Here is a 21,478-nt window from a genome sequence, read left to right on the forward strand (position 1 = left end):
GATGCATGAAGTTTTCGAATAAACGGGCACTTGAATGCCCGCAAGCCTTGGAGGTCTTTGGACATGGCAATCGGCAAGAAACAGGACGAGGATTTTTACGTACTGCTGACACAATCCGCAGAGAATACGCTTCAGGCTGCCCACGTATTCCGCCAGGCGATGATGAGCGAAGGCTCCCCTACCGCCTACCAGCAGGAGCTTCGCGACTTGGAGCATAAGGGAGACACCATTACCCACTCCGTTTTCCGCGGGCTGAACAAGGTGTTTATTACCCCCATCGACCGGGAGGACATTCTGGCTCTGGCTGCCAAGATGGACGACGTGATCGACGGCATTGAAGAATGCATCGCGCGGTTTGATTATTTGAATATTCAGGCTACGGATCATTACATGAAGGAGTTCTCGGTTGTGCTGGTGAATGCCTGCCAATACATACTGGACGCCATCAAGCTGCTTTCCAAGAAGAAGTACATGCAGATTGCCGAATTCACCGTGAAGATCAACAGCATGGAGAACGAAGGAGACAAGCTGCTCCGTCAAGGCATCAAGGATATTTTCCACAATCCCAAGGATCCGTACCATGACTTCAAGCTGAAGGAAATGTATGAACAGCTGGAGCTGACTACTGATGCCTGCGAGAACGTGGCCGACATTCTGGACGGCATTGTATTGAAGTACGCGTAAGTGATGGTTTGAAAGAGACTGCCCCAGGGCGGTCCACAGCCGGCTGCAATCGATGATTGCGGCCTTTTTTTATTTTGAGGCTTACACTACACCAACGTACTGCATGTTCAAACTTTGCTTTAGAGGGTTGCACACGTTAGAACGTTACTCCCATTCTCTTCCGAAATGCAAAAGTACATTTATTGGAGAGACAAACCTTCGTTTTATCGTCTTTCCTGCAAAAATGCAGTTATTTCCATCACATGGGGGCATTATGAAGCCTGGGCGGAGGAAATAGGTGCACTTTTGCATTTGGTATGCAGCAAACGTCGGGTTCCGGGGAGAATAGATGCACTTTTGCAAGGAGAAACGCCCGCTGTTCGATCGCCAAAAACCACCTCCACAAAAACATCAAAAAAAGGGATGCCCGCCTGATGGGGACATCCCTTTCCACATAATATTCTGTATGCCGCTATTCGTCCAAATAATAGGCCAGGCTTTGCAGATCCGTCGTAAAGTCCGCATTATGCACCCGGATGTGCATCGGAACCTTAATAATCACCGGCGCAAAGTTCAGGATCGCTTCTACCCCGCCGCGCACGAATTCATCCGCCACCGACTGGGCCTCCGAAGCCGGAACCGTGATAATGCCAATTCGGATGGCCTCCTCACGAATCGTCCCAACCAGCTCCTTCATAGGATGCACCTGCAGGTTATTGATGCTGGTGCCCACCTTGTCCGGACTGTCGTCGAAGATGGCCGTAATCTTCATATTGTCCTTCAGATAGACATTGTAGTTGCACAGCGCCCGTCCCAGGTTTCCCGCTCCCACCAGGGCAACGGCAATGTCTTGGTTCAGCTTCAGAATCTGCCGGATCTTCTCGATGAGGTAATTCACATCGTATCCGATCCCCTTCTTGCCGAACTCCCCGAAATACGCCAGATCCTTGCGGATTTGGGCCGGGTTCAGGTCCAACTTGTTGCCCAGGTCCTGGGAGGACACAGTCTGGACATTCTTCATATTCAATTCGTTAAGAAACCTTAGATATACCGGAAGCCTTCGTACGACGGCCTCCGAAATCTTCTCCGTCTTCAACCTTCCTCACTCCTCATCCATTCCATGATTCTCGGCACCAATTGCGAAGTTGTCATATGCTCAATCTTCGGCCCGGGCAGGGAGTAAAGAAAATGCTTGCCGTATGCCGTATCAATCACCCGGGTATCATAGACAATAACCGTTCCTTTATCGGTGGCGGTCCGCACCAGCCGGCCGAAGCCCTGTTTGAAGCGGATAACCGCCTGGGGCACAGAATATTTGATAAAGGGGTTCTGTCCTTTTTCCTTATAAAGCTCGCACTTGGCCTCCACAAGAGGATGGTTGGGCGGCTGAAAAGGCAATCTCACAATAGCCAGGCAGCTTAACGCATCTCCGGGAATGTCCACACCCTCCCAGAAGGAGCTGGTGCCCAGCAGGACACTTGCGGCACTGTCCTTGAACATCCGCGTCAGCTTACTCCGGTTGCCGCCGTCCATCCCCTGCCCCAGCACCTGAATCCCTCTTGAGGCCAGCTCTTCCTTCAGCCTCTGGTGAACCGCCTTCAGCATCCGGTACGAGGTGAACAGCACAAGCATTCTTCCGTTGGTTGCCACCGCCACATCGCGCAGAGATTCCGTAAGCTTCTCGATATAATACGCTTCGGCGGCACTGCCCTTAATATTGGGAAAATCGCGGGGCACCGCTACCAGCGCCTGCTCCCTGTATTGAAAGGGGGATGGCAGAATGACCGTCCGGACCTTGCCGGACGGGCTATTCTCCATAAGCCCCAGCTGTTCGCAGATATAATGAAATTTCTTGTCCACGGACAAGGTGGCAGATGTCAATATTATACTATCTTTTGCATCAAAAAAGAACTGTCGAAGAATGGCGCTTACATCCGCAGGAACACTTACCAATTGAAGGGACTTACTCTTGAACTGGCTGCTCGCTTCCAGCCAATACACATCATCCTGCTCAGGCATATGCATAAACCTGTGAAGGGTATCCCGGTGCCTGTCCAGATCCTTGCCGGCCCCGTTCAAATCCGTAACCAGAGTCTGTATGCCCAGGTCATCCTGGACATCCTTCCAATCATTCAGCAGCCGGTCCAGCTGCCGCGAAGCTTCACCAAGGCCAACGTAGATATTCTCCTCCATCTTCCGGAGAGTCTCCCAGCTAGGAGGAAGCATGGCGGGTTTAACCCGCACCACCAGCTGCCCGGCTTCCGCCGATGCAGGGTCGGAGGCGCTGGCCGACATTCCCGCAAAGTCATACAGCAGCTGGGACAGCTCGTCCCAGTGCTCCTTGGCCTCCACCAGCTTCTCCTCCACGTCCACTATAGCCCGCAGCCACTTGGATGCTTTATCCCCAGCCGCATGCTCTTGAATACGCATGGATACCAACGGCAGGAGGCCCGAACGGGAATCCTTATACAGCCATGTCAACGTGTGCACAAAGCTAAGGTAATGCAGCTCCAAGCCCAGATGCTTGGCCGCTACCTCCTCGAAGTGATGAGCCTCGTCCACGATTAACTGCGAATAAGCCGGCAGCAGCCGGTTCTCCGCTTTAATATCCGTAAACAGCAGGGAATGATTGACGATAATCACGTCCGCCTGGGTAGATTCATGCTTTGCCCGGTGGTAGAAGCAGCGCCGGAACCAAGGGCAGTGGCGGTTCAAGCAAGAATCCGCATCGCTTTGCACATCCTGCCAGAAGTCATTGCCTTTGGAGGTCAAATACAGCTCCTCGTCGTCTCCCCGTTCTGTGTCAGAGAGCCATACGGTCATTTGCGCAGCCGTCAGCCGGTCATCGCGGCCGTTGGCGAAGTCTGCCGTATTCACCTTGGTCTCGAATTTGCGGAGGCACAGATAATGATTACGCCCCTTCAGAACAGCCGCCTCGAACCCAAAAGGAAACAGCTCCTGCAAAAGCGGGATATCCCGCTGGCGCAGCTGCTCCTGAAGCTGGATGGTATGGGTGCTGACCACGATTTTCTTCTCTTCGCTGATGCCGTAATGAAGGGCTGGGATCAAATAAGCCAAGGACTTTCCGGTCCCCGTTCCCGCCTCAATCAGCAGGTGGGCGCTGTCGGATAAAGCCCCCTGTACATCACGAATCATCTGGGCCTGGGCAGGCCGCTCCTCGTAGCCGGGGAATTTCTCCTTCATCCGCTCTGTGAGATAGGCATGGAATTCCTCGAAGGGTTTGTCCAGCCATTCCTTGTCTGCCCGCGGCTTTTTCTCCTCGCCCCATTCCCCGGCCTTCAGGGAATATTGCCGGAAATACCGGTCCAAATTGGGATCCACCGGAGTAGCAATTTCCTTCAACCCCAGAATTTCCTTTAGAAACCAGCTGAGGTCTGTATTTTCCATTTCGAACAGATAGGAAAGGCGCTGCACCGTGAGCAGATCCAAATCCTCGAAGCGTTCCAGCACCTTCACCCATAGAAGAGCCGTTGCCTCTGCGTCCGAATCCGCCTGGTGGGGTCGTTCATGGGGGATCTCCATGGTTTGGGTAACCATGGACAGCTGCAGGCTGCCAAGCATGGGGAACAGCATACGCAAAAAATCCAGGGTATCGAGAACCCTTCCGGAAAAGGGACGATACCCCGAAATATCCAACCCCCGCTGCAAAAAGCCGAGGTCAAAGGAAACGTTATGACCCACCAGCACCGCATCCTCCAACATTGGAGCCATCTGTGCCATCACACTTTCCACAGACGGAGCAGACTCCACCATTTGGTCGGTAATGCCGGTTAAGGTGGTTATAAATTCGGGAATAGGCCCCGATGGTTTAATGAAGGAGGCGTATCTGCCGGTAATTTCAGTATCTTCCAGGATGACCAGTCCGGCTTGAATGATTTCGTCGGAAGGCTGGTTGCCTGTAGTTTCAAAATCCAATACGGCGAATTTCATTCTCCCCGTCCAATCCTCTCTTGTCATTGATGGGCTGTCCTTTTAGCATACCAAAAGGAGTCGGGGTTGGGAAGAACAAATGTTTTGTTCTTGCTTTATTTCCGTTTATCCCAATGGGCCGGGGTCAACACCGGCTCTATGGAGGCGGGATCCGCCGAATGGGCTAGCCGGAACAGCTCCAGAGCCTTGTCCAGATTCTGGCGTTCAGCCTGGATGCAGCCCATGGCATTGTATGAAATGGCCTTCATCTTCAGATCATCGGTCAAGGGCACCACAATTTGAAAATGGCGGTAGGCTTCCGCGTATTCCTCGCTGTGGAAATAAGCCATGGCTAAATACATCCGGGCCAACAAATCATCCGGCTGGGTCTCCACCACACGCTCCAGTTCATCCACCGCCTGTTTGTACATGGAGAGCTTGTAAAAGCCCTGGCCCTTGGAGAAGCTGGCCAAGCTAAGCGGCTTTTTCAATCCGTATGTTGCAGAAGACGCTTTTTGTTTAGCTTGTTCAGGTTCTGTCAGGAATCCCGCCGGCGCCGCGGCAGTCAGAGCTGCTCCCGGCAACAAGCCGGGTTTACCAGCCGGAAGACTCATGGAAGCCCCGTTCCCCGGAGCGGACTTCCCTTCTGAAAGCAGCCCCATTTTTTCCTCGAACAACAGCCATTCCTCAATGCAGGTGTCGCTCATTGCCTTTAACACGGACAGCCGCTCTTCCAGGTCCTTGCGTTCCTTGCCAGAAGACGAGGGGAGACGCGACAGAATATCATCCAATGCGCCGTTCATGGAAGCAAACAGCTGTTTGAACATGGGCACACCACCTTGGGCTTCAAGATTGTTGTACCCTCATTCTTTGTCACCGCAGCGGGTTTCATACCGCTCAAATGCTTCCCAAGCGGGGAGCGCATTAACAATGGTTCAGATCAGGACAGTGGAATGCGGTTCGGACTCCAGCATATTCACCGGCTTATTGGCCGCGTCCAGCACGGCAATCTTGGGCTTGTTATTGCGAGCTTCCTCATCAGTCATCATGGCGTAGCTGATAATAATCACGATATCGCCGGGATGGACCAGCCGTGCAGCCGCTCCGTTCAAACAAATCACACCGGACCCGCGGGGACCCGGAATTGTATAGGTTTCCAGCCGGGCACCGTTATTGTTATTGACAATCTGCACCTTTTCATTGGGGAGCAGATCCACCAGATCCATTAAATCCTCATCAATTGTAATGCTGCCCACATAGTTCAGGTTGGCCTCCGTCACCGTCGCTCTGTGCAGCTTGGCCTTCATCATTGTTCGAAACATGAAGATCTCTCCTTTCTCTTTATACGCGGGATACACCGGCGCGGCTTTGCTCTGCCGGACGCAAGGTTTTTGAAACCCCGTCTCCCAGCTCGAACAAACGGTTGTCGATCAGACGGGTAGTGCCGAAACGCACCGCCAATGCAGCTAAGAGGCGGCGCCCGGCCCATTCTCCTACAGGCAATCCATATACCGGTTGGATGTCCGGGTACAGCATCAAATCCACGTAATCGATATCGGCAAGAGGCATGGTCCGGATATGAGCCTCCATTCTTTCCTTGACAGCTGCAAAATCTCCCCGGCACTCCGCCAGCCAGTCTTCCGTAAGCTTCAGGGTTTCCGAAAGAATCAGCGCCTGGCGCCGCTCCTCCACGCCCAGATACACATTACGGGAGCTTAATGCTAAACCGTCCGCTTCCCGGATGATGGGACAAGGCATAATTTGCACGGGAATGTTCAGGTCGAATACCATTTGTTCGATAACCGCCACCTGCTGGGCATCCTTCATCCCGAAGTACGCCTTGTCAGGCTGGACAATGTTGAACAGCTTGGACACTACGGTAGCCACTCCGTCAAAGTGCCCCGGCCGCGATGCCCCGCAGAGCCTCTCCGTAACATCAGCAACCTGAACACTTGTTTTGATAGCCCGGGGATACATCTCTTCGACTGAAGGCAGGAATACTACGTCCACTCCATTCTCTTCCGCAAGCTGCAGATCCCCTGCTTCGTTGCGGGGATAACGGGACAGGTCCTCCTTGGGGCCGAATTGGATAGGATTCACAAAGATGCTCAGCACCCGGACACCGCATTCCTCCCTGGCCTGGCGCAGCAGACTGGCATGTCCCTGGTGCAGGTAACCCATGGTGGGAACAAATCCGGTCACTGTGGAGCGGCCCTCCCGGAGCGCCCGAGTTTTGGCTTCCATAATCATCATCCGTGCATCTTCAATGGTTCTGGCGATTTGCATGGTTTTTGTCTCTCCTCTGAAATAACTTGGTCAAGCCGAAGGCCAGATAAGTTATTGAAGCCTCGAAACCGGCAAGGCCGGTTTGAGGGCGGCTTTTTATTACTTATTCTTTATTCCCGTATAGGTAGGCGACAGCTTCGTTATTCCCCTTAAAAGAATGCTCCTCCCGGGGGAACTGCCCGGTCTTGACCTCGTCCACATACTGGCGGATGCCCTGGCGGATGGAACTGCCAATGTCCGTATAGGTTTTGACGAATTTTTTGGGGCGGATGTCCGCTCCGTAGTTCAGAATATCATGGAACACCAGAATCTGTCCGTCACATCCGGTACCGGCTCCGATGCCGATGGTAGGGATGGACAGCCGGGAGGTAATCATCCGGGCGACCTCCTCGGTCACCAGCTCCAGCACAATGGCGAAGGCGCCTGCTTTCTCCAAAGCCAACGCATCCTCCAGCAGCTTCTGCGCTCCTGGGGAGTCCTTGCCTTGAATCCGGTAACCACCAATCTGGTGCACTGCTTGCGGCGTAAGGCCGATATGTCCCATAACTGGAACGCCGGCCCGTACGCAGGCTTCCACAGTAGCGGCAATTTCAGCTCCGCCTTCCATTTTGACACCCTTGCACAAGCCTTCACGCATGACGCGGCCAACATTGCGCATGGTTTCATCTATGCTGCCGTGATAGGTTAGAAACGGCATATCCGTAATCACAAAAGGGATTTTTGCGCCGCGGGTAACGGCTTTGGTGTGGTGGATCATATCATCCAGCGTAACCGGCAGAGTGGAATCGTAGCCCAGCACCACATTGCCCAGTGAATCGCCGATCAGGATACCGTCCACACCGGCTTCCTCCGCCAATTGTGCGGAAGGATAATCGTATGCGGTGAGGAACGCGATTGGCGTCCCTTCCTTCTTCATTTTTTTGAATTGCGGGATTGTAACAGGCTTGCGGCTCTCCATAACATATCTCTCCTTATTGGTTAAAAATAAAAAAACCTTCCCGCCGCAGGAAGGCCGATAAGGTCACAAAAAGACATGGTTCAGTTGTCTTATGATCCCTTCTGTCTCGGTCCAAACGGCTCAGAGCAGAATCCGATATAAGGGTTAGCATTCCCAAAACGGTTAGAAAGTGCGGTTCCGGTGCGGATACCGCCTTACTTGCATCATACTGCAATTGATGAAAAAAAGCGAATGATTTTCATTCAATCATTTGGATGGAAATTCCTTTTTCGGCAGTTTCCTTAGTTTCCTTGTAGTCGGTGCTCAATTGAATGGCATCCTTCTCCGAAAAATCTTCTTCATTCTCCTTTATGGTTTACCCTAATTACAACTACGAATTTCTGGTATCCGCCGAATAGATGGTCCGTTCTGTGCCGTCAGCCATCCGCAAGATCAGTCCGCCCCACTCATTCAGTCCTACCGCCGTACCTTCAAAATTTCCGTTTGCATCAGAAGAACGAACGGTCTGCCCCAGCGTAGCTGCCGAAGCCTCCCACAGCGTCCGGATGGGGCTGAAGCCTTGGGCGTAATAGAGGGCGTAGAGCTCCTCCAGCTGGCCCAGAAATTCGGCAATCAGTCTGGCACGGTCAATCCGTTTGCCAGACTCGATCATAAGGGACGTGGCTTTGGGATTAAGCTCCTCCGGATAATCGGACTGCTCCAGATTGCAGCTGATGCCCACACCGGTCACAATGTATTGCAGCTGCTCATTCTCCGCACTGGATTCGAGGAGAATACCGCTGATTTTTTTGCCGTTGATCAACAGGTCATTCGGCCATTTGATAGCCGGATGTACCTCCGGCACCACCTTGCGGATAGCCCGGTTAAGCGCCACTGCGGCCAGCAGGGTCAGATGCGGTGTTAAGTGCAGGGGGATTTCCGGCTTCACGACCAGACTCATATATATGCCTTTGCCTTTGGGAGAATGCCAATGCCTCCCCAACCGGCCCCTTCCTGCCGTTTGGCGCTCCGCCAGTACCAATGTTCCTTCCGGAGCGCCATCCCGGATCAAGCGCTGGGCTACATTCTGCGTGGAATCCACCTCGTCGAAGCAGTGGATGTTCTGTCCCAGAACCCGGGTGCGCAGATAAGGTAGAATATCAGCAGGTGAGAGCTTATCCGGCTGCGACAGCAGCCGGTATCCCCGCCGCGGGATCGCCTCAAAGGTATAGCCGTCCTCCTTCAGCGCCTGGATATGCTTCCAGATGGCCGTACGGCTGACCTCCAGAGCCTTGCTGATATCACCGCCGGACAGGTAGGCGCCTCCCGCATTCTTAAACAGCTCCAAAAGCCGATGCTTCATGTTATGCACCTCCCCCGCTGTCCAACACTGCTTCCAGCAATTCCGCCTTGGTGTTGGCAACCCGGCCCACCGCAGCAAGCCGCAGTAAACGGGACATAGCCGCACCTACCCAAGGACCTGCACCACGGCCTGATGCGGCAATCAGTTCGCCGCCGGTAACCGCCAGCTCCTTCAGCTCCTTGATCCGCAGCTCGTCCAGCCAGGCTTGCCCGTTATCCACGGCAAGTCTGAGTCCGGCTGTCACGAGATAACCTTCCCGCTCCAACGCTTTCATCACCGCAAGCCAGTCCGCAGCAGCCTCTACCCCGATTTGCAGAGTGCCGAGCTGCCACACCTCAGCTGCAGAGCAGTTCTCCAGCTCACTGCATACCCGGCTCATGCCCGGCGACCATTCTATGGCCGTTACCCACTCGCCAAACTCGGCAGCTCTGGAGAAACGTTCCACATCCTTCAAGGAGAAGGTCATCTTACGCAGCAGCTCCCGGCATTGTCCGGCATTCAAACCCGACAGCAGGACCACGAGAATCCAGCGCCGGTCCGATTCGGCCAATGCGGGCAGTGTCTTCAGCTCAGCAGGCAGACTGGGGCTGGATGGTTCCGAATAGGACCAAGCCAGCTTGTCCTTGGTAAACCCAAGCAGGCCGCTTTCGGCAAGCAGCCGCCAGCCTTCGTACGGATGGGGACCTCCCATCATCCGTTCCAGCTCCACCCGCACGCGCTCCATCGCCACATGAAGCAGCAGCTCCCGCCGCTCCAGCACCGCTTGCCAGGTGGCCTCATCTACGGTGAGATCATAGACCGAGGCGAACCTGACGCACCGCAGCATCCGCAGCGCATCCTCCCGGAACCGCTCGGCCGGGTCCCCGACACAGCGGAGCAGCCCGGCCTTCAGATCCTCTTTTCCGCCGAAGGGATCGCGGATGCCTCCATGCCTGTCCATGGCCATGGCGTTCATGGTGAAATCCCGCCGCCGCAGGTCCTCCTCCAGCTCCGAGATGAATTCCACCTCATCCGGCCTGCGGAAGTCCGCGTAATCGGATTCCTTGCGGAAGGTGGTCACCTCGAAGGTTTCTCCTTCCGCCAGCACCGTCACCGTGCCATGCTTCAATCCGGTGGGAATCGTCCGCGCAAACAGCCTAACCACCTCTTCCGGCCTGGCCGAGGTGGCAATATCAATATCCTTTACCGGCTTGCCCAGGTACTTGTCCCGCACATAGCCTCCGACAAAATAGGCCTCATAACCAGCCTGCTCCAACGTCTCCAACAGGCCGATGCCCAGCTTCTCCAATTTGCTCCACACCATTTCATTACCCCAGACAGCTTAATTTAGAATCGGCGCTTCCGTCCCCGGCATTGCGCTCCGGTGCGGTCCGCCCCAGTACACGGTAATAAATATCCTCATAATCCGCCGTAATGCGGTTATTGCAGAAGGCGTTGCGGGCTCTGGACAGACAAGCCTCTACCATACGCTGGTACAGGTCGCCGTCCGACAACAGACGGATGGCATCCCTGGCCATTTTGTCCGTATCTCCCACTGGGGACAGATAGCCTGTTTCCCCATCCTTCACCAGCTCCGGAATACCGCCGGCCAAGGAGCCTACCGTCGGCACGCCGCAGGCCATCGCCTCCAGGGCCACCAAACCGAAGCTTTCCTTTTCGGAAGGAAGCAGCAACAGATCGGCCAAGGAGATCACCTCCGCCACATCATCCTGCTTGCCGCAGAAGGAAACCCGGTCGCTGATGCCCAACTCCTTCACCCTGGCCATCACCTTGGACAGATCCGGCCCTTCTCCTACGAACAGGAGCCGGGACGGGATGTTGTCGTTCACCTTGGCGAACACCTCCACCACATCCAGCACCCGCTTCACCGGGCGGAAGTTGCTGATATGCATCAGAATCTTTTCATCCACATGGGCGAATTCAGCTCTCAGCTTGCTGACATTGCGGGGGTAATACACCCGTTTGTCCACGAAATTATAGGTCAGGTCAATGGGCCGGTCAACCAGCAGAGTCTCCCGGGTTTCCCGGATCAGATCCTCCGACACGGCGGTTACCGCATCGCTTTGATTGATGGCGTAGCGGATAAGGTCCGACAGGGAATCATCCTGGGCCAGAACCGTAATATCCGTGCCATGAAGGGTGGTGACGACCTTCAAGTGGTCCCCCACCATTTGTTTGGCGAGGAGCGCACACACCGCATGCGGGATGGCATAATGCACATGCAATAAATCCAGCTTCTCCCGTTTGGCTACCTGCGCCAGCTTGCTGGCCAGCGACAGATCGTAGGGAGGGTAGCGGAATACATAATAATCGCTCACTTCCACCTCGTGGAAGAATATATGTTTATCGAATCTGCCCAGACGAAACGGGATACTGTGCGTGATGAAATGAACATCGTGTCCCTTTTCCGCCAGCATTTTTCCCAGCTCTGTGGCAACCACGCCGGAGCCGCCCAGCGTTGGATAGCAGGTGATGCCGATCCGCAAGGTTTCGCTCATATCCGATCCCCTTTCTCTTGCCGGGACATTCCTTTATATAAACAAATTCACCTCATGAGGCATGAGGGAAACAAACCCTTCCGCATATGTAAGGCTGAGCTTCTGTCCCAGCAGCCGGTCTCTAGCCTCCACCCGGGTCAGATACGATTGGTTAAGCGGAGTGGCCACATAATCGTTATCCGGCCCGGCCGCCGTAAATTGGGACCGGTAAGCGGACAGGGCCGCTGTTTTGCGGTCATAAACCTCTCCCGCATCCACAACCAAATCGGCATCATATACATCGTTGATAAAATAAAACAGCAGCTTCTCCACCACAACCGGCTGACTCTCCGGAAGATACCGCCGCAGCTTGGCATTGAATACCGCCTCCTTTACCAGATGGCTGCAAGCCACATGATCAGGGTGCCGGTCCTGCCAATATGGCGCCATTACGATCCGGGGACGGTGCCTGCGGATTTCTAAGGTGATGGCGTCAATATGCTCCTTGCAAATAAACAGCCCCCGGTCCGGGAGCCCCAGATTGGTGCGGAGCGTAAGACCCAGAACCTCTGAGGCCTGCTCCGCTTCAAGCATACGGGTTTCCACATCCCCGTTGGAGGACATCTCCGCCCGGGTCAGGTCGCAAATGCCTACCCGGAGACCGGCGGAGGTATGTTTATAGATGGTGGCTCCCATGCCGATTTCGGCATCATCCGGATGGGCCCCGAAAATCAGGATATCCAATCCGTCCGTCATCCCTCAACACCCGGCTTATATTTATGAACCAGCTCCCGCCAGGCGAAATCCCCGCGCTCCAGAGCCTTGATCAGAATCTCCGCCGTCGCGATATTGGTAGCGACCGGAATCCCCTGGACATCGCACAGGCGCAGGAGCGCGGTGATGTCGGGCTCATGGGGCTGGGCCATCAACGGATCACGCAGGAAGATGACCAGGTCCATCTCATTTTGGGCAACCAAAGCGCCGATCTGCTGATCGCCTCCCAGCGGCCCGGACATAAAACGTTTGACGGTAAGGTTGGTGGCATCCATAATCCGTTGCCCGGTGGTGCCGGTGGCAAACAGCTCGTGGTCATCGCAGAATACATGTTCGAAGGCCACCACAAAATTGACCATTTCTTCTTTTTTTCGGTCGTGGGCGATCAAGGCTATCTTCATGGGCATCGTACTCTCTCCCCTTCTTGTCATTCGAAGGAACGCATTGAGCCTCCGGCTCGCTTCATTCTCTCTCTTTTTCGTTACACCACAGGTTCAATCAATAAAATGCTCGAAGCCGTACACCATCCCCGTGGTTTGCAGGACCTTCTTGACGGCCATATTGACTCCGGGCATATATCCGGCGCGTTCGAAGGAATCATGGCGGATTTTGAGGGTCTGGCCATAACCGCCGAACACAACCTCCTGCTGGGCGAATACACCGGGAAGACGGACGCTATGGATTCTAAACCCATTGTAGTACCCGCCGCGGCTTCCTTCAATAGTTTCCTCTTCCTCGGGATTGCCCTGGCGCAGCTCCCTGCGGTTTTCCGCGATGAGCTCAGCTGTTTTGATAGCCGTACCCGAGGGCGCATCCAGCTTCTGGTCCCCGTGGAATTCGATAATCTCCACATGCGGCATGTACTTGGCAGCCTGAGCGGCAAACTTCATCATGAGAATAGCCCCAATGGAAAAATTGGGGGCGATCAGCCCGCCGATCCCTCTCTCGAGGCACTGCTTGTCCAATTCGGCAATATCCTCCGGCGTAAAGCCGGTGGTGCCAATAACCGGCCGTACGCCGCAGCGGATGGCCACACTGGTATTCACGACAGCAGATTGGGGAATGGTGAAATCCACCAGAACATCGGGGCCGGTCCGGATGAGGGTTTCCTCCAGATCCCGGGTAAGAGAAACTCCGCAATCCGGAAGCCCAACCAGGCTTGCCGCATCCTGGCCTTCCCCGTAGTGGTCCACAGCGGCAACAAGCTTCAGTTCCGGGTCCTCCAGGACCATCTTGACTACTTCTTTGCCCATCCGCCCGCTTGCGCCCGATACCGCAACTTTAATGATGTTTGTCATCCGCTTCACCTAGTTCCTTCCATCTTGATCTCTATTGTCTGCTATTCGTGCTACTACTTATTTCGAAGCGTCTTGGACAGCCGCTTTTCCAGCTCGGCCTGCAGTCCGCGGACGCGTTCGTGCTGGGGATTCAGCCGTGAAGCCTCCTTCAAAGCGGCAATCGCCTGAGGGTACTCCTCCAGCTCGCCCAAGGCATATCCCAGCAGCAGACGCGCCTCCACCGACAAGGGATCCAGCCGGATCGCCTCCTTCAAGAGCGTAACCGCCAAGTACAGCTGAGATCCGCCCTGCTTGAGGCAGGCCTCTGCCTGAACCGCTTTTTCCTTGGCCAAAAGATAATCCAGATGCAGCTGGTACACCGGCTCACCGGCCGACAGCCGCAGCGCTTCCCGGGCATAACTCAAAGCCGCGGGCAGTTTATCGCTTCTGGCGCAGGTGATGGACAGCCGGTAATAATAATCCGGATTATCCGGCTCCAGGGCAACCGCTTCGAGAAACCATTCCACAGCCGCTTCAAAGTCGCTTTTCAAAATCGCCTCATACGCTCGTTGGATTGCCTCCGCGCCATTCATTCTATCCCCTCCCATAACCCGTTTCAAACCGGGTGGATGAGATATTTTATGACGGGAGCTCGCTATCGGTGTCCCGCCGCTGCCAGCGGTTGGCGTCGCGCGTATTGAATTTGTGCATCACCTTATGATGTGCCTCCGTTAAATCAATCCCGAGGGAATTGGCGAAGCACACGGTAATAAACAAAATGTCGCCCAGCTCCAGCTCAATGGAGTTCTCGGCTTCATCGGGTTTTTTCGGTTTTTCGCCGAACTGGTGATTTACTTCCCGCGCCAGCTCCCCGACTTCCTCCGTCATCCGGGCCAGCATGGTCATGGGGCTGAAATAGCCTTCCTTGAACTGGGATATGTATTGGTCCACTTCCTGCTGGATATCCTGAAGCGTCTTCGCCTGCAACGCCTTCCGCCTCCTTGATCGTAGCCTGCTTGTTGTCTTGGTGCATGTTTACATACGATAATAGCATTGATTGTCGGGTTTTGCACATAGGGAAATAAGAAAGCCGCCTGTCTTCAGCCCAAGCCCGATTCATTTAGCGGCCGCCCGACGACCATAAAAAGAAAAAACAGGGTATAATGGATGCTGTGTGCAGCCATCGTAACCCTGAAATTCACTTGGGCTTGATTCTAGGAAGGGGTGTTGGGACCAGAATGCCAAACCGCCGGCAATGGGACTTGTGGAAAACGGTGTTTTTCATTGTGTTGGGGGCCGCCATCTATGCGTTCGGACTCCATTATTTTGTCATCTCCAACCAGCTGATGGAAGGCGGCGTTACCGGCATCGCCCTGCTCTTGTATTACGCCGGCGGTTTTCCCCCTTCTGTGACTACCTTGGTCCTGAACATCCCCTTGTTCATATTGGGCTGGAGCATTCTTGGCAAACAGGCCATGCGGCTGACGATTCTGGGCACCGTTGCGGTTTCCCTGTTTCTCGCCTTGATGGAGCGGTGGATTCACGCAGGCTGGATTAAACCCTTCGAGAAGCCGGATGATCTTCTGCTGGTTGCCCTTTATGCAGGCATCACCCTGGGAACGGGCTTGGGGCTGGTATTCCGGTTCGGCGGCACCACGGGAGGCGGCGATATCATCGCCCGTCTCGGCAACAAATACCGGGGCTGGAGTATGGGCCAGGTGATCCTGGGTTTTGATGCCGTGGTGATCGGTGCGGCTCTGTTTTATCTGCCTCAGGAACGGGTGCTGTACACTCTGGTTTCGGTATTCATTGCGACCCGCATGATCGACTTCATTACCGAAGGGGCTTACGCGGCCAAGGAGTTTACCGTCATTACCGATAAAGGCGAGGAGCTTGCCGCAGCCATCACCAAGGAGCTGGACCGGGGAGTAACGCTGCTGCCTGCTATCGGGGCGTATTCCCAAGCCGCCAAAAGTATGGTGTACTGCATTGTCGGGCGCGCCGAGGTTAGACGCCTCAAGACATTGGTGCGAGCCGTCGATCCGCAGGCCTTCATCGTCATCAACGATGTGCACGACGTGCTGGGTGAAGGGTTTAAGAAGGAGTAGCCGTTTTGCTTGCGCGGTTCATCTTCCTCCGCCCATACCCCGGAAGCGGGGCGGCCGCACGGCCTCACGCTCCACGCGGATCATCCGCCATCCGGCAAAGGCCAAAACAGTGGCAATGACCATCCCGATGGTCAGTGTCCACAGAATAGGCTGATCCGGCTCGATAATGGGCAAATAGACGGACTGATCGTCCCCTTTGCGGAACAGGGCCGAGAGGGTCTCCCGCCATTGCCGGAGGCCGCCTTCGAGGGTTTCCTTCTGGAATGCCGCCGGCTCCACCTGCTTCGCAAAAAAGGTCAAAAGAGAATCCATCCGCTCCGCCTCCTCCGGGGTGCGGCTGATCCAGACGGAGGGCCGGATGGCATCGTAATGGCCGGACAGCGCCACAAAAGCCGCTTTCGCCGCAGCCTGATTCCCCTTCGCTACCGCTTCCTCCAGACGGCCGGTATCCCCGTTTAAGACCTTATAATAATGGAGCCACATGGGCTGTTTTTTGTGGGTCAGGGCATCTGCAGCCAGCTTCAGCCGCGCTGCCGAGTGGACTACCTTCTCCGGATCCAGCCGGGCCGCATTGAATTGACGCTTGGCCTCCACCACCGCATCCGTCAGCGCATTCACGCCCTCAATGCCAGTTACGCCCGCATACGAAGCGGAAGCCGCCAGTGTCCCGAATTCCTCCAGCGCCTGCCTGGCCTCCAGATATTGCCCGGCAGCGGCATGTTTGTACAGCTCGTCCGCCTTTATATTCAAAGTCTGAAGCTGGCCTGCTTCCTCCGCAGGCGGCACCTGTATGCTGTTTGCGCTGTCCGTCTGTCCGCGCCCGCAGCCTGCCAGAGCCAGCATCACGAATAGCCCCAGCAGACATAGCGGGATCCTGCCAATTCTACCAATGTTCATTGTGGAAATCCCCCTTTAAGACAAGCATATGGGGGATTGTCCTTATTTAGACCGCTTTCTCCTGCCGCATATCCACCAGGCAAGACACAGCCCGGTTACACTGAGCAGCATGGTAAAGGCTTGGATTACCGTCAGATCGTCATCAAGCACATTGGGCAAATACGGGTAGATGCCGAAGCGGTAATCTGCCAGGTCGTTGTACAGGGTCCAGAAAGCCACGGCAGCCAACGTTCCCGGACGGACACGGAAAAAACGGGCATACAACAGCGCCTCCGCTGCCATGCCAAGATGGGAGGCCACCAGCATATAATGCTGCCAATTGAGGATATCCCCCTGGGCTTGTCCGCCGAATATCATGGCAACCGCCCAAATCCCGTACTTAAACGACGTGACCACCGCAAAAACCTCCACGAAGCTGCGGATAATCAGCGTATTGGGGTTGGAGAGCCGCCGTTCCGGCGCAAGCCACAGCCATCCGATGGCAAGGGTGAAGAACAGGCTGGCCGTAGGGCTGTCCGGCACCAACAGCACCATCCACGCCGGCTTGGTGTCCCACACCTCCTGGAGCTGTCCCCAGTACCAGTAGTAGCCGTACACCGTTCCCAAGGCATTGATCCAAAACAGGCTTTTCAGCATAAAAGGGGATAACAGTCCTTTTTCCCCCAACCAAAATCCAACACTCCGTAAGTATCGTTCCTGCAACGTGTAATCCCGACCTTTGTCTATGTAGTGTGGTAACCGAAACTGAATTCATAGTACCACAAAACGGCAAAAAAAAGACTTACGAAATTAGGATATCATTTCATAAGTCTTTTTGAGCAAACGGAGTTCATTTGTCAAGAAGAGGAAGCGTTTTTCATCCCGTTTGGCCAATGCCGCGTCAATTTCATGATATAGCGTCTTTTCCTTATATTTGCGTACGGATTCGTCCAGCACCAGCTCAGCATAAAGCGACAGCATGGCTTCATAAGATGCATACATTTTTCCCATTGACATGAACCTCCTCGTACCCTTCCCTTTGCGTGCTGACACGGCCCTCAAATCGGCTTCGCCCGTTTCGAGGCTTCCACAACCTGATCCGGCCAATGGCAAGGAACAGGTTATTTCAGAGTGCGCTGGAGGCACAGTCATGGATGTGCTTATGGCGTCATTTTCTTCAGGAGCCCTGCCGGTACTCTTTGCCCCGAAGGATATATCCTTCGGAGGTGCGCCGCATCCGATCCAGATCCGCCTGCGTCAGTTCCCGCACCACCCTGGCCGGAGAGCCCATTGCCAACGTGTAGGGAGGGATGATTTTATTTTCGGTTACAAGAGATCCGGCTCCTACTAAAGCATATTCACCGATGTCTGCGCCGTTTAGTACGATAGCCCCCATGCCGATTAATGTGCCTCTGCCTATCCGGCAGCCGTGGATAATGGCATTATGGCCTACGGAAACATCCTCGCCCACCAGAAGGGGCTGCCTTTCATTCACATGCCCGATGCTGCCATCCTGAATATTGGAGCCCCTGCCGATGACAACCGGTGCCAGATCGCCCCGAAGCACCGCATTGAACCAAACGGAGGCTTCTTCCCCGATGGTCACGTCGCCGATCAGCTTCACTCCTTCGGCAATATAAGCCGTTGCACCGATGGCCGGTAAAATCCCGTTGTAAGGAATCAACATCATTTCTCCCGCCTCTCACCCATGGTTTGGGGAGAATTCTAACGCACCTGCGGCGGGATTGTCAATTATTTGCATTCCACGTTCAGCTTGTCCTCCTCCGGCAGCCAGGTGCCCTGAATCACGCTTTTGCCCAAAGCGGATACCTGAATCACCGCTGCACCTCCATCGTCCGCCCCGATTCTCAACAGACCCAGATGCATCAGCATGGGAAGCACGCGGGATTCCAGAATGTCCCGTGGGGTGTCATAATAATAGGGCTTGATCAGCGGGCAAAGCACCTGCGCCGCCGATTCCGCCGTTACCCACCGTTCAACCAGTCTGGAGAGCCAATGGGTCAGCGCTTGGAGATTAGGCACAGGCTCGCGGTAAAGACGGAGCCAGAAGGTGTAGAGCTCCTTCACTGTCGGCCGGACGCCTGACTCTGCCAACTTCCGTCCTGAGGGGGTCAGTCTTACCTCTGTTCCCTCTTCCTGCAGAAGTCCGTGATAGAAGCAATAGTCATAGATGAACGAAAACCGGATGGGATATTCCCGGTACCGTCTTCCGTAGCCGAAGCGCCATGCGGTTTTGGCCACCGGCTCCTCCTGGACGGACAACTGGCCGATGAGCTGCTGCACCTGTTTTTTGTAGAGAAAACCCTCCGCATTAACCGGCAAAGCGGACTGCAGCAGCACCTTCAGGAGCATGTAGACATCCTCTGCCAACCGGTTCTGCTCGTCCCGGTATACCCGGGGAGTCGTGTCCAGATATTCCAGCTTCCGGCCGTAATGCCTCTCCAGCGCTTCTGTGAACCGCCGCTTCAGATCGTCGGGCACCTGGAACAGGTATTGGGACTCCCGGGAATAGCCGTTAAAAAGCCAGCCATGCTGCTTAAACCGGGTGACCAGCTCCCGCGGATTCCACTCTACTCCCTCCTTTTCTTCTGGCCGGGAGTTGTTGGCGCGGGCCATAAGATCCTCCAAGCTGAAAGCCTTCCGTTCTTCAAACAATAGCGAATTGAGAAATTGGATGTCCGCCTTCTCCATCCCGGCTACCATTTCATCCAGCACACGCTGCCGCCCCACTGTGGACAAAATCGACTGAATGAGCTCGTTTTTGGAATGGGTGCTGCATTGGCAGTTATAATTCCGGGCGATGCGGCCCAGCTCTTGAATATCGGTGTAATTCAGCATCTCTGCCAAGTTCATGGGTTCCCCTCCAAAGGACCAGCATTTATTACCATTATGGAACGATCCGGCAGGTTGTATACGCGGTGGAAATGCCGGCAGCAAAAAAAGCCCCCTCTTGCAGGCCCGCAAGGGAGAGCTTTTCAGACAGGGACGCATCCCGTTTTGAATATATGTGGCTGTAGAGCTGATTCCGGTGTGGCATCCCGCCGTTACGTACGTGTGCGTGAGAGCCAATTCATAATCAGCAGCGTTGAGATTAAACCCAGGATGGACAGCGACAGCATATAGTCAGGCATACTCCGCAGCGGCCCGATTTTCACAGGATCAATAATCGTGGGGCTGACACTGGCCATGGCTGTGTTCGGCATGGAGTGAACGTTCAACGAATCCGCGGGGTTAATGGTGGCTTTGGCAGCCTGGTTAATCCCGTAATCCTTGGTAGGGACAGGCTCCGCAGAATGCTGGGTATTATAAGCCGTATGCAGAAAGCTGACCAGGAACAAAGCTACGAAGAAGGCAGCCATGATCGTCAGCTTGCGCCTAAGAGCAAAGGAAATTGAATAGATTCTGTTGGAGATGGGGGTGCGCCAGGCCTCCTGCTGGTAGATCCGCTTCATCACCTGATCCGTTACCATCGGGGCGCTGTAAAGGACAGGTTCGGTTTCCTCCTGGGACAGCCGGATCAAATCAGCGCTTTCTTCCCAGATACGGAATTCTTCCCAGCAGGATTCACACTGCCGGATATGCTCATCCACGGCAATGCGGTCCTCGTCTCCCTCTGGCAGGTCAAAGTAAATCCCCAGCCGTTCTTGAATATCTTCGCATTTCATCGTTGATTCATCCCCTCAACCTCTTCAAAGATCGGATCCGAAAAGTATGGCTCCAGTTGAAGCTTCACACTGGCCCTGGCGCGGAAAAGCAGCGACTTCACGGCACTGACCGTCTGGCCCAGGATATTGGCGATCTCCTGGTAATCCATCTGCTCATATTCCCTGAGGATCAGCGCAGAACGCTGCTTCTCCGGCAGATTGTTGATGGCCTCCCGGACCATGCTTACCTTCTCGTTCTTGAGCATGCTCTGCTCGGGCATAGAGTCCAGCGGAGCGCGGGGCACATGGCCCGACTCATCCAGGGACACCCGGACAAACTTCTGTTTCCGGAGCTCGCTTAACACCGTATTGCGGGCAATGGTGTACAGCCAGGTGGAAAAGGAGGCGTCCACCTCCCGGAAGGTCTGCAGACTGCGGTAAGCTTTATAAAAGGTCTCCTGGCACAAATCATCTGCCATGATTTCCATGTGGGCGCTTTTCAACATGTGGAATACGAAGGCGAGTATCTTCCGCTCGTAACGACGCATCAGTTCAGCATACAGTTCCACATTGCCGTCTTTAATTTCTCGGATTAACTGGGAATCGGTCATTACAAGCAACCCTCCTTGCTTGCATCCGCCCCAGGTTTTGGCTTCACACATAAATACCCCTGGCGCGGAAAAAAGTTGCGCGATCTTCTATAAAAACCTTTATCTATGTAAGGTATGGACGAATTTTTGGAAACATGACATCTGAAAAGGTATGCGCTGCATAACCTTGCAACAATAATTCTAGATGAGGGGTCAAAACTCCTGCTAGCTTCGACAAAAAAGTACATGCCACACAAAACTCCCTCAATTTGGAAAAGAAATGCCTTACAATAGCTCTCTATTTATACGTAAGCAGAGAGCATTAGGGTGCAATCCCGGAATATTTTCGGAATTAAATTCGGCGGAAGTTTCCCTGTAAGGGTTCCATACCCGTCTTTGGCCAAAAAAAAACCGCCGTTCACACGGCGGGTGCACATTGTGCAATTCGGATAGGAGTGGAGAGAAACCATACTGTACTTTTATTATATGTATCCGTTTTCAATCTGTCAACCCTTTTTTGAAAACGATTCCT

The 21,478-nt window shown here is 54.4% G+C and carries 23 protein-coding genes; 2 read left to right on the forward strand and 21 right to left on the reverse strand.

Annotation, left to right across the window (positions count from 1 at the left end; all coding sequences use genetic code 11):
- The first annotated feature begins 63 nt into the window (after nucleotides 1-63).
- Nucleotides 64-684 carry a DUF47 domain-containing protein gene (locus ACI1P1_RS01250; protein WP_416214536.1) on the forward strand — a complete coding sequence of 207 codons (621 nt, stop codon included), beginning with the start codon at nucleotides 64-66 and terminating at the stop codon, nucleotides 682-684.
- A gap of 451 nt (nucleotides 685-1,135) precedes the next feature.
- Here the strand turns inward: ACI1P1_RS01250 and ACI1P1_RS01255 are convergent, their stop codons facing one another.
- From ACI1P1_RS01255 to ACI1P1_RS01320, 14 genes are all read right to left on the reverse strand, one after another.
- Nucleotides 1,136-1,759 (reverse strand): redox-sensing transcriptional repressor Rex, encoded by a 624-nt coding sequence (locus ACI1P1_RS01255; RefSeq protein ID WP_416214537.1) that lies wholly within the window; start codon nucleotides 1,757-1,759, stop codon nucleotides 1,136-1,138.
- Nucleotides 1,756-4,614 (reverse strand): ATP-dependent DNA helicase DinG, encoded by a 2,859-nt coding sequence (gene dinG, locus ACI1P1_RS01260; RefSeq protein ID WP_416214776.1) that lies wholly within the window; start codon nucleotides 4,612-4,614, stop codon nucleotides 1,756-1,758. Before dinG ends, ACI1P1_RS01255 begins: the two co-directional genes overlap by 4 nt.
- A 95-nt stretch (nucleotides 4,615-4,709) precedes the next feature.
- Nucleotides 4,710-5,420 (reverse strand): tetratricopeptide repeat protein, encoded by a 711-nt coding sequence (locus ACI1P1_RS01265; RefSeq protein WP_416214538.1) that lies wholly within the window; start codon nucleotides 5,418-5,420, stop codon nucleotides 4,710-4,712.
- Nucleotides 5,421-5,528: 108 nt separating this feature from the next.
- Nucleotides 5,529-5,915 (reverse strand): aspartate 1-decarboxylase, encoded by a 387-nt coding sequence (gene panD, locus ACI1P1_RS01270; protein ID WP_416214539.1) that lies wholly within the window; start codon nucleotides 5,913-5,915, stop codon nucleotides 5,529-5,531.
- 19 nt (nucleotides 5,916-5,934) lie between these two features.
- Nucleotides 5,935-6,879 (reverse strand): pantoate--beta-alanine ligase, encoded by a 945-nt coding sequence (gene panC, locus ACI1P1_RS01275; protein ID WP_416214540.1) that lies wholly within the window; start codon nucleotides 6,877-6,879, stop codon nucleotides 5,935-5,937.
- 103 nt (nucleotides 6,880-6,982) lie between these two features.
- Entirely contained in the window at nucleotides 6,983-7,837 is an 855-nt protein-coding gene (gene panB / locus ACI1P1_RS01280; protein WP_416214541.1) for a 3-methyl-2-oxobutanoate hydroxymethyltransferase, read from the reverse strand.
- 370 nt (nucleotides 7,838-8,207) lie between these two features.
- Nucleotides 8,208-9,179, reverse strand: a complete 972-nt coding sequence (locus ACI1P1_RS01285; protein ID WP_416214542.1) for a biotin--[acetyl-CoA-carboxylase] ligase — start codon at nucleotides 9,177-9,179, stop codon at nucleotides 8,208-8,210.
- A gap of 1 nt (nucleotide 9,180) precedes the next feature.
- Entirely contained in the window at nucleotides 9,181-10,482 is a 1,302-nt protein-coding gene (locus tag ACI1P1_RS01290; protein WP_416214543.1) for a CCA tRNA nucleotidyltransferase, read from the reverse strand.
- A 4-nt stretch (nucleotides 10,483-10,486) separates the two neighbouring features.
- Entirely contained in the window at nucleotides 10,487-11,677 is a 1,191-nt protein-coding gene (bshA, locus tag ACI1P1_RS01295; RefSeq protein ID WP_416214544.1) for an N-acetyl-alpha-D-glucosaminyl L-malate synthase BshA, read from the reverse strand.
- Nucleotides 11,678-11,710: 33 nt separating this feature from the next.
- A complete protein-coding gene (gene bshB1, locus ACI1P1_RS01300; RefSeq protein WP_416214545.1) occupies nucleotides 11,711-12,412 on the reverse strand; it encodes a bacillithiol biosynthesis deacetylase BshB1 in 702 nt (233 codons plus the stop codon).
- On the reverse strand, nucleotides 12,409-12,831 hold the full coding sequence (mgsA, locus tag ACI1P1_RS01305) for a methylglyoxal synthase (protein WP_416214777.1): 423 nt from the start codon (nucleotides 12,829-12,831) through the stop codon (nucleotides 12,409-12,411). Before mgsA ends, bshB1 begins: the two co-directional genes overlap by 4 nt.
- Nucleotides 12,832-12,924: 93 nt before the next feature.
- Nucleotides 12,925-13,728, reverse strand: a complete 804-nt coding sequence (gene dapB, locus ACI1P1_RS01310) for a 4-hydroxy-tetrahydrodipicolinate reductase (RefSeq protein ID WP_416214546.1) — start codon at nucleotides 13,726-13,728, stop codon at nucleotides 12,925-12,927.
- Nucleotides 13,729-13,781: 53 nt separating this feature from the next.
- A complete protein-coding gene (locus ACI1P1_RS01315) occupies nucleotides 13,782-14,300 on the reverse strand; it encodes a tetratricopeptide repeat protein (RefSeq protein ID WP_416214547.1) in 519 nt (172 codons plus the stop codon).
- Between the two features lie 46 nt (nucleotides 14,301-14,346).
- The gene (locus ACI1P1_RS01320) at nucleotides 14,347-14,694 is read right to left on the reverse strand and encodes a nucleotide pyrophosphohydrolase (RefSeq protein ID WP_416214548.1); all 348 of its coding nucleotides are present in this window, start codon (nucleotides 14,692-14,694) and stop codon (nucleotides 14,347-14,349) included.
- Between the two features lie 251 nt (nucleotides 14,695-14,945).
- On the opposite strand from ACI1P1_RS01320, the gene ACI1P1_RS01325 reads away from it, so the two are divergent.
- Nucleotides 14,946-15,815: a YitT family protein gene (locus ACI1P1_RS01325; RefSeq protein ID WP_416214549.1), complete on the forward strand. Its 870-nt coding sequence runs from the start codon at nucleotides 14,946-14,948 to the stop codon at nucleotides 15,813-15,815.
- 18 nt (nucleotides 15,816-15,833) lie between these two features.
- Here the strand turns inward: ACI1P1_RS01325 and ACI1P1_RS01330 are convergent, their stop codons facing one another.
- From ACI1P1_RS01330 to ACI1P1_RS01360, 7 genes are all read right to left on the reverse strand, one after another.
- Nucleotides 15,834-16,712, reverse strand: a complete 879-nt coding sequence (locus tag ACI1P1_RS01330; protein WP_416214550.1) for a sporulation protein YpjB — start codon at nucleotides 16,710-16,712, stop codon at nucleotides 15,834-15,836.
- Between the two features lie 42 nt (nucleotides 16,713-16,754).
- Nucleotides 16,755-17,378, reverse strand: coding sequence for a DUF1405 domain-containing protein (locus ACI1P1_RS01335; protein WP_416214551.1), 624 nt, complete (start codon nucleotides 17,376-17,378; stop codon nucleotides 16,755-16,757).
- 123 nt (nucleotides 17,379-17,501) lie between these two features.
- Nucleotides 17,502-17,702, reverse strand: a complete 201-nt coding sequence (locus ACI1P1_RS01340; RefSeq protein ID WP_416214552.1) for an IDEAL domain-containing protein — start codon at nucleotides 17,700-17,702, stop codon at nucleotides 17,502-17,504.
- A gap of 166 nt (nucleotides 17,703-17,868) precedes the next feature.
- A complete protein-coding gene (locus tag ACI1P1_RS01345) occupies nucleotides 17,869-18,378 on the reverse strand; it encodes a gamma carbonic anhydrase family protein (protein ID WP_416214778.1) in 510 nt (169 codons plus the stop codon).
- 65 nt (nucleotides 18,379-18,443) lie between these two features.
- The gene (locus tag ACI1P1_RS01350; protein ID WP_416214553.1) at nucleotides 18,444-19,565 is read right to left on the reverse strand and encodes a hypothetical protein; all 1,122 of its coding nucleotides are present in this window, start codon (nucleotides 19,563-19,565) and stop codon (nucleotides 18,444-18,446) included.
- Nucleotides 19,566-19,756: 191 nt separating this feature from the next.
- A complete protein-coding gene (locus ACI1P1_RS01355) occupies nucleotides 19,757-20,377 on the reverse strand; it encodes an anti-sigma factor family protein (protein ID WP_416214554.1) in 621 nt (206 codons plus the stop codon).
- Nucleotides 20,374-20,967, reverse strand: a complete 594-nt coding sequence (locus ACI1P1_RS01360; RefSeq protein WP_416214555.1) for an RNA polymerase sigma factor — start codon at nucleotides 20,965-20,967, stop codon at nucleotides 20,374-20,376. The genes ACI1P1_RS01355 and ACI1P1_RS01360 overlap by 4 nt, the downstream gene beginning before the upstream one ends.
- Between the last annotated feature and the right edge of the window lie 511 nt (nucleotides 20,968-21,478).

This window comes from Paenibacillus mesotrionivorans, assembly GCF_046098205.1.
Classification (GTDB): Bacteria; Bacillota; Bacilli; order Paenibacillales; family NBRC-103111; genus Paenibacillus_AR; species Paenibacillus_AR mesotrionivorans.

Excerpts from the sequence above, each read along its gene's own strand:
- ACI1P1_RS01250 (WP_416214536.1), top strand. The coding sequence starts at position 64 with ATGGCAATCGGCAAGAAACAGGACGAGGATTTTTACGTACTGCTGACA.
- dinG (WP_416214776.1), bottom strand. The coding sequence starts at position 4,614 with ATGAAATTCGCCGTATTGGATTTTGAAACTACAGGCAACCAGCCTTCC.
- ACI1P1_RS01265 (WP_416214538.1), bottom strand. The coding sequence starts at position 5,420 with ATGTTCAAACAGCTGTTTGCTTCCATGAACGGCGCATTGGATGATATT.
- panD (WP_416214539.1), bottom strand. The coding sequence starts at position 5,915 with ATGTTTCGAACAATGATGAAGGCCAAGCTGCACAGAGCGACGGTGACG.
- panC (WP_416214540.1), bottom strand. The coding sequence starts at position 6,879 with ATGCAAATCGCCAGAACCATTGAAGATGCACGGATGATGATTATGGAA.
- panB (WP_416214541.1), bottom strand. The coding sequence starts at position 7,837 with ATGGAGAGCCGCAAGCCTGTTACAATCCCGCAATTCAAAAAAATGAAG.
- ACI1P1_RS01285 (WP_416214542.1), bottom strand. The coding sequence starts at position 9,179 with ATGAAGCATCGGCTTTTGGAGCTGTTTAAGAATGCGGGAGGCGCCTAC.
- ACI1P1_RS01290 (WP_416214543.1), bottom strand. The coding sequence starts at position 10,482 with ATGGTGTGGAGCAAATTGGAGAAGCTGGGCATCGGCCTGTTGGAGACG.
- bshA (WP_416214544.1), bottom strand. The coding sequence starts at position 11,677 with ATGAGCGAAACCTTGCGGATCGGCATCACCTGCTATCCAACGCTGGGC.
- bshB1 (WP_416214545.1), bottom strand. The coding sequence starts at position 12,412 with ATGACGGACGGATTGGATATCCTGATTTTCGGGGCCCATCCGGATGAT.
- mgsA (WP_416214777.1), bottom strand. The coding sequence starts at position 12,831 with ATGAAGATAGCCTTGATCGCCCACGACCGAAAAAAAGAAGAAATGGTC.
- dapB (WP_416214546.1), bottom strand. The coding sequence starts at position 13,728 with ATGACAAACATCATTAAAGTTGCGGTATCGGGCGCAAGCGGGCGGATG.
- ACI1P1_RS01315 (WP_416214547.1), bottom strand. The coding sequence starts at position 14,300 with ATGAATGGCGCGGAGGCAATCCAACGAGCGTATGAGGCGATTTTGAAA.
- ACI1P1_RS01325 (WP_416214549.1), top strand. The coding sequence starts at position 14,946 with ATGCCAAACCGCCGGCAATGGGACTTGTGGAAAACGGTGTTTTTCATT.
- ACI1P1_RS01330 (WP_416214550.1), bottom strand. The coding sequence starts at position 16,712 with ATGAACATTGGTAGAATTGGCAGGATCCCGCTATGTCTGCTGGGGCTA.
- ACI1P1_RS01340 (WP_416214552.1), bottom strand. The coding sequence starts at position 17,702 with ATGGGAAAAATGTATGCATCTTATGAAGCCATGCTGTCGCTTTATGCT.
- ACI1P1_RS01345 (WP_416214778.1), bottom strand. The coding sequence starts at position 18,378 with ATGTTGATTCCTTACAACGGGATTTTACCGGCCATCGGTGCAACGGCT.
- ACI1P1_RS01350 (WP_416214553.1), bottom strand. The coding sequence starts at position 19,565 with ATGAACTTGGCAGAGATGCTGAATTACACCGATATTCAAGAGCTGGGC.
- ACI1P1_RS01355 (WP_416214554.1), bottom strand. The coding sequence starts at position 20,377 with ATGAAATGCGAAGATATTCAAGAACGGCTGGGGATTTACTTTGACCTG.
- ACI1P1_RS01360 (WP_416214555.1), bottom strand. The coding sequence starts at position 20,967 with ATGACCGATTCCCAGTTAATCCGAGAAATTAAAGACGGCAATGTGGAA.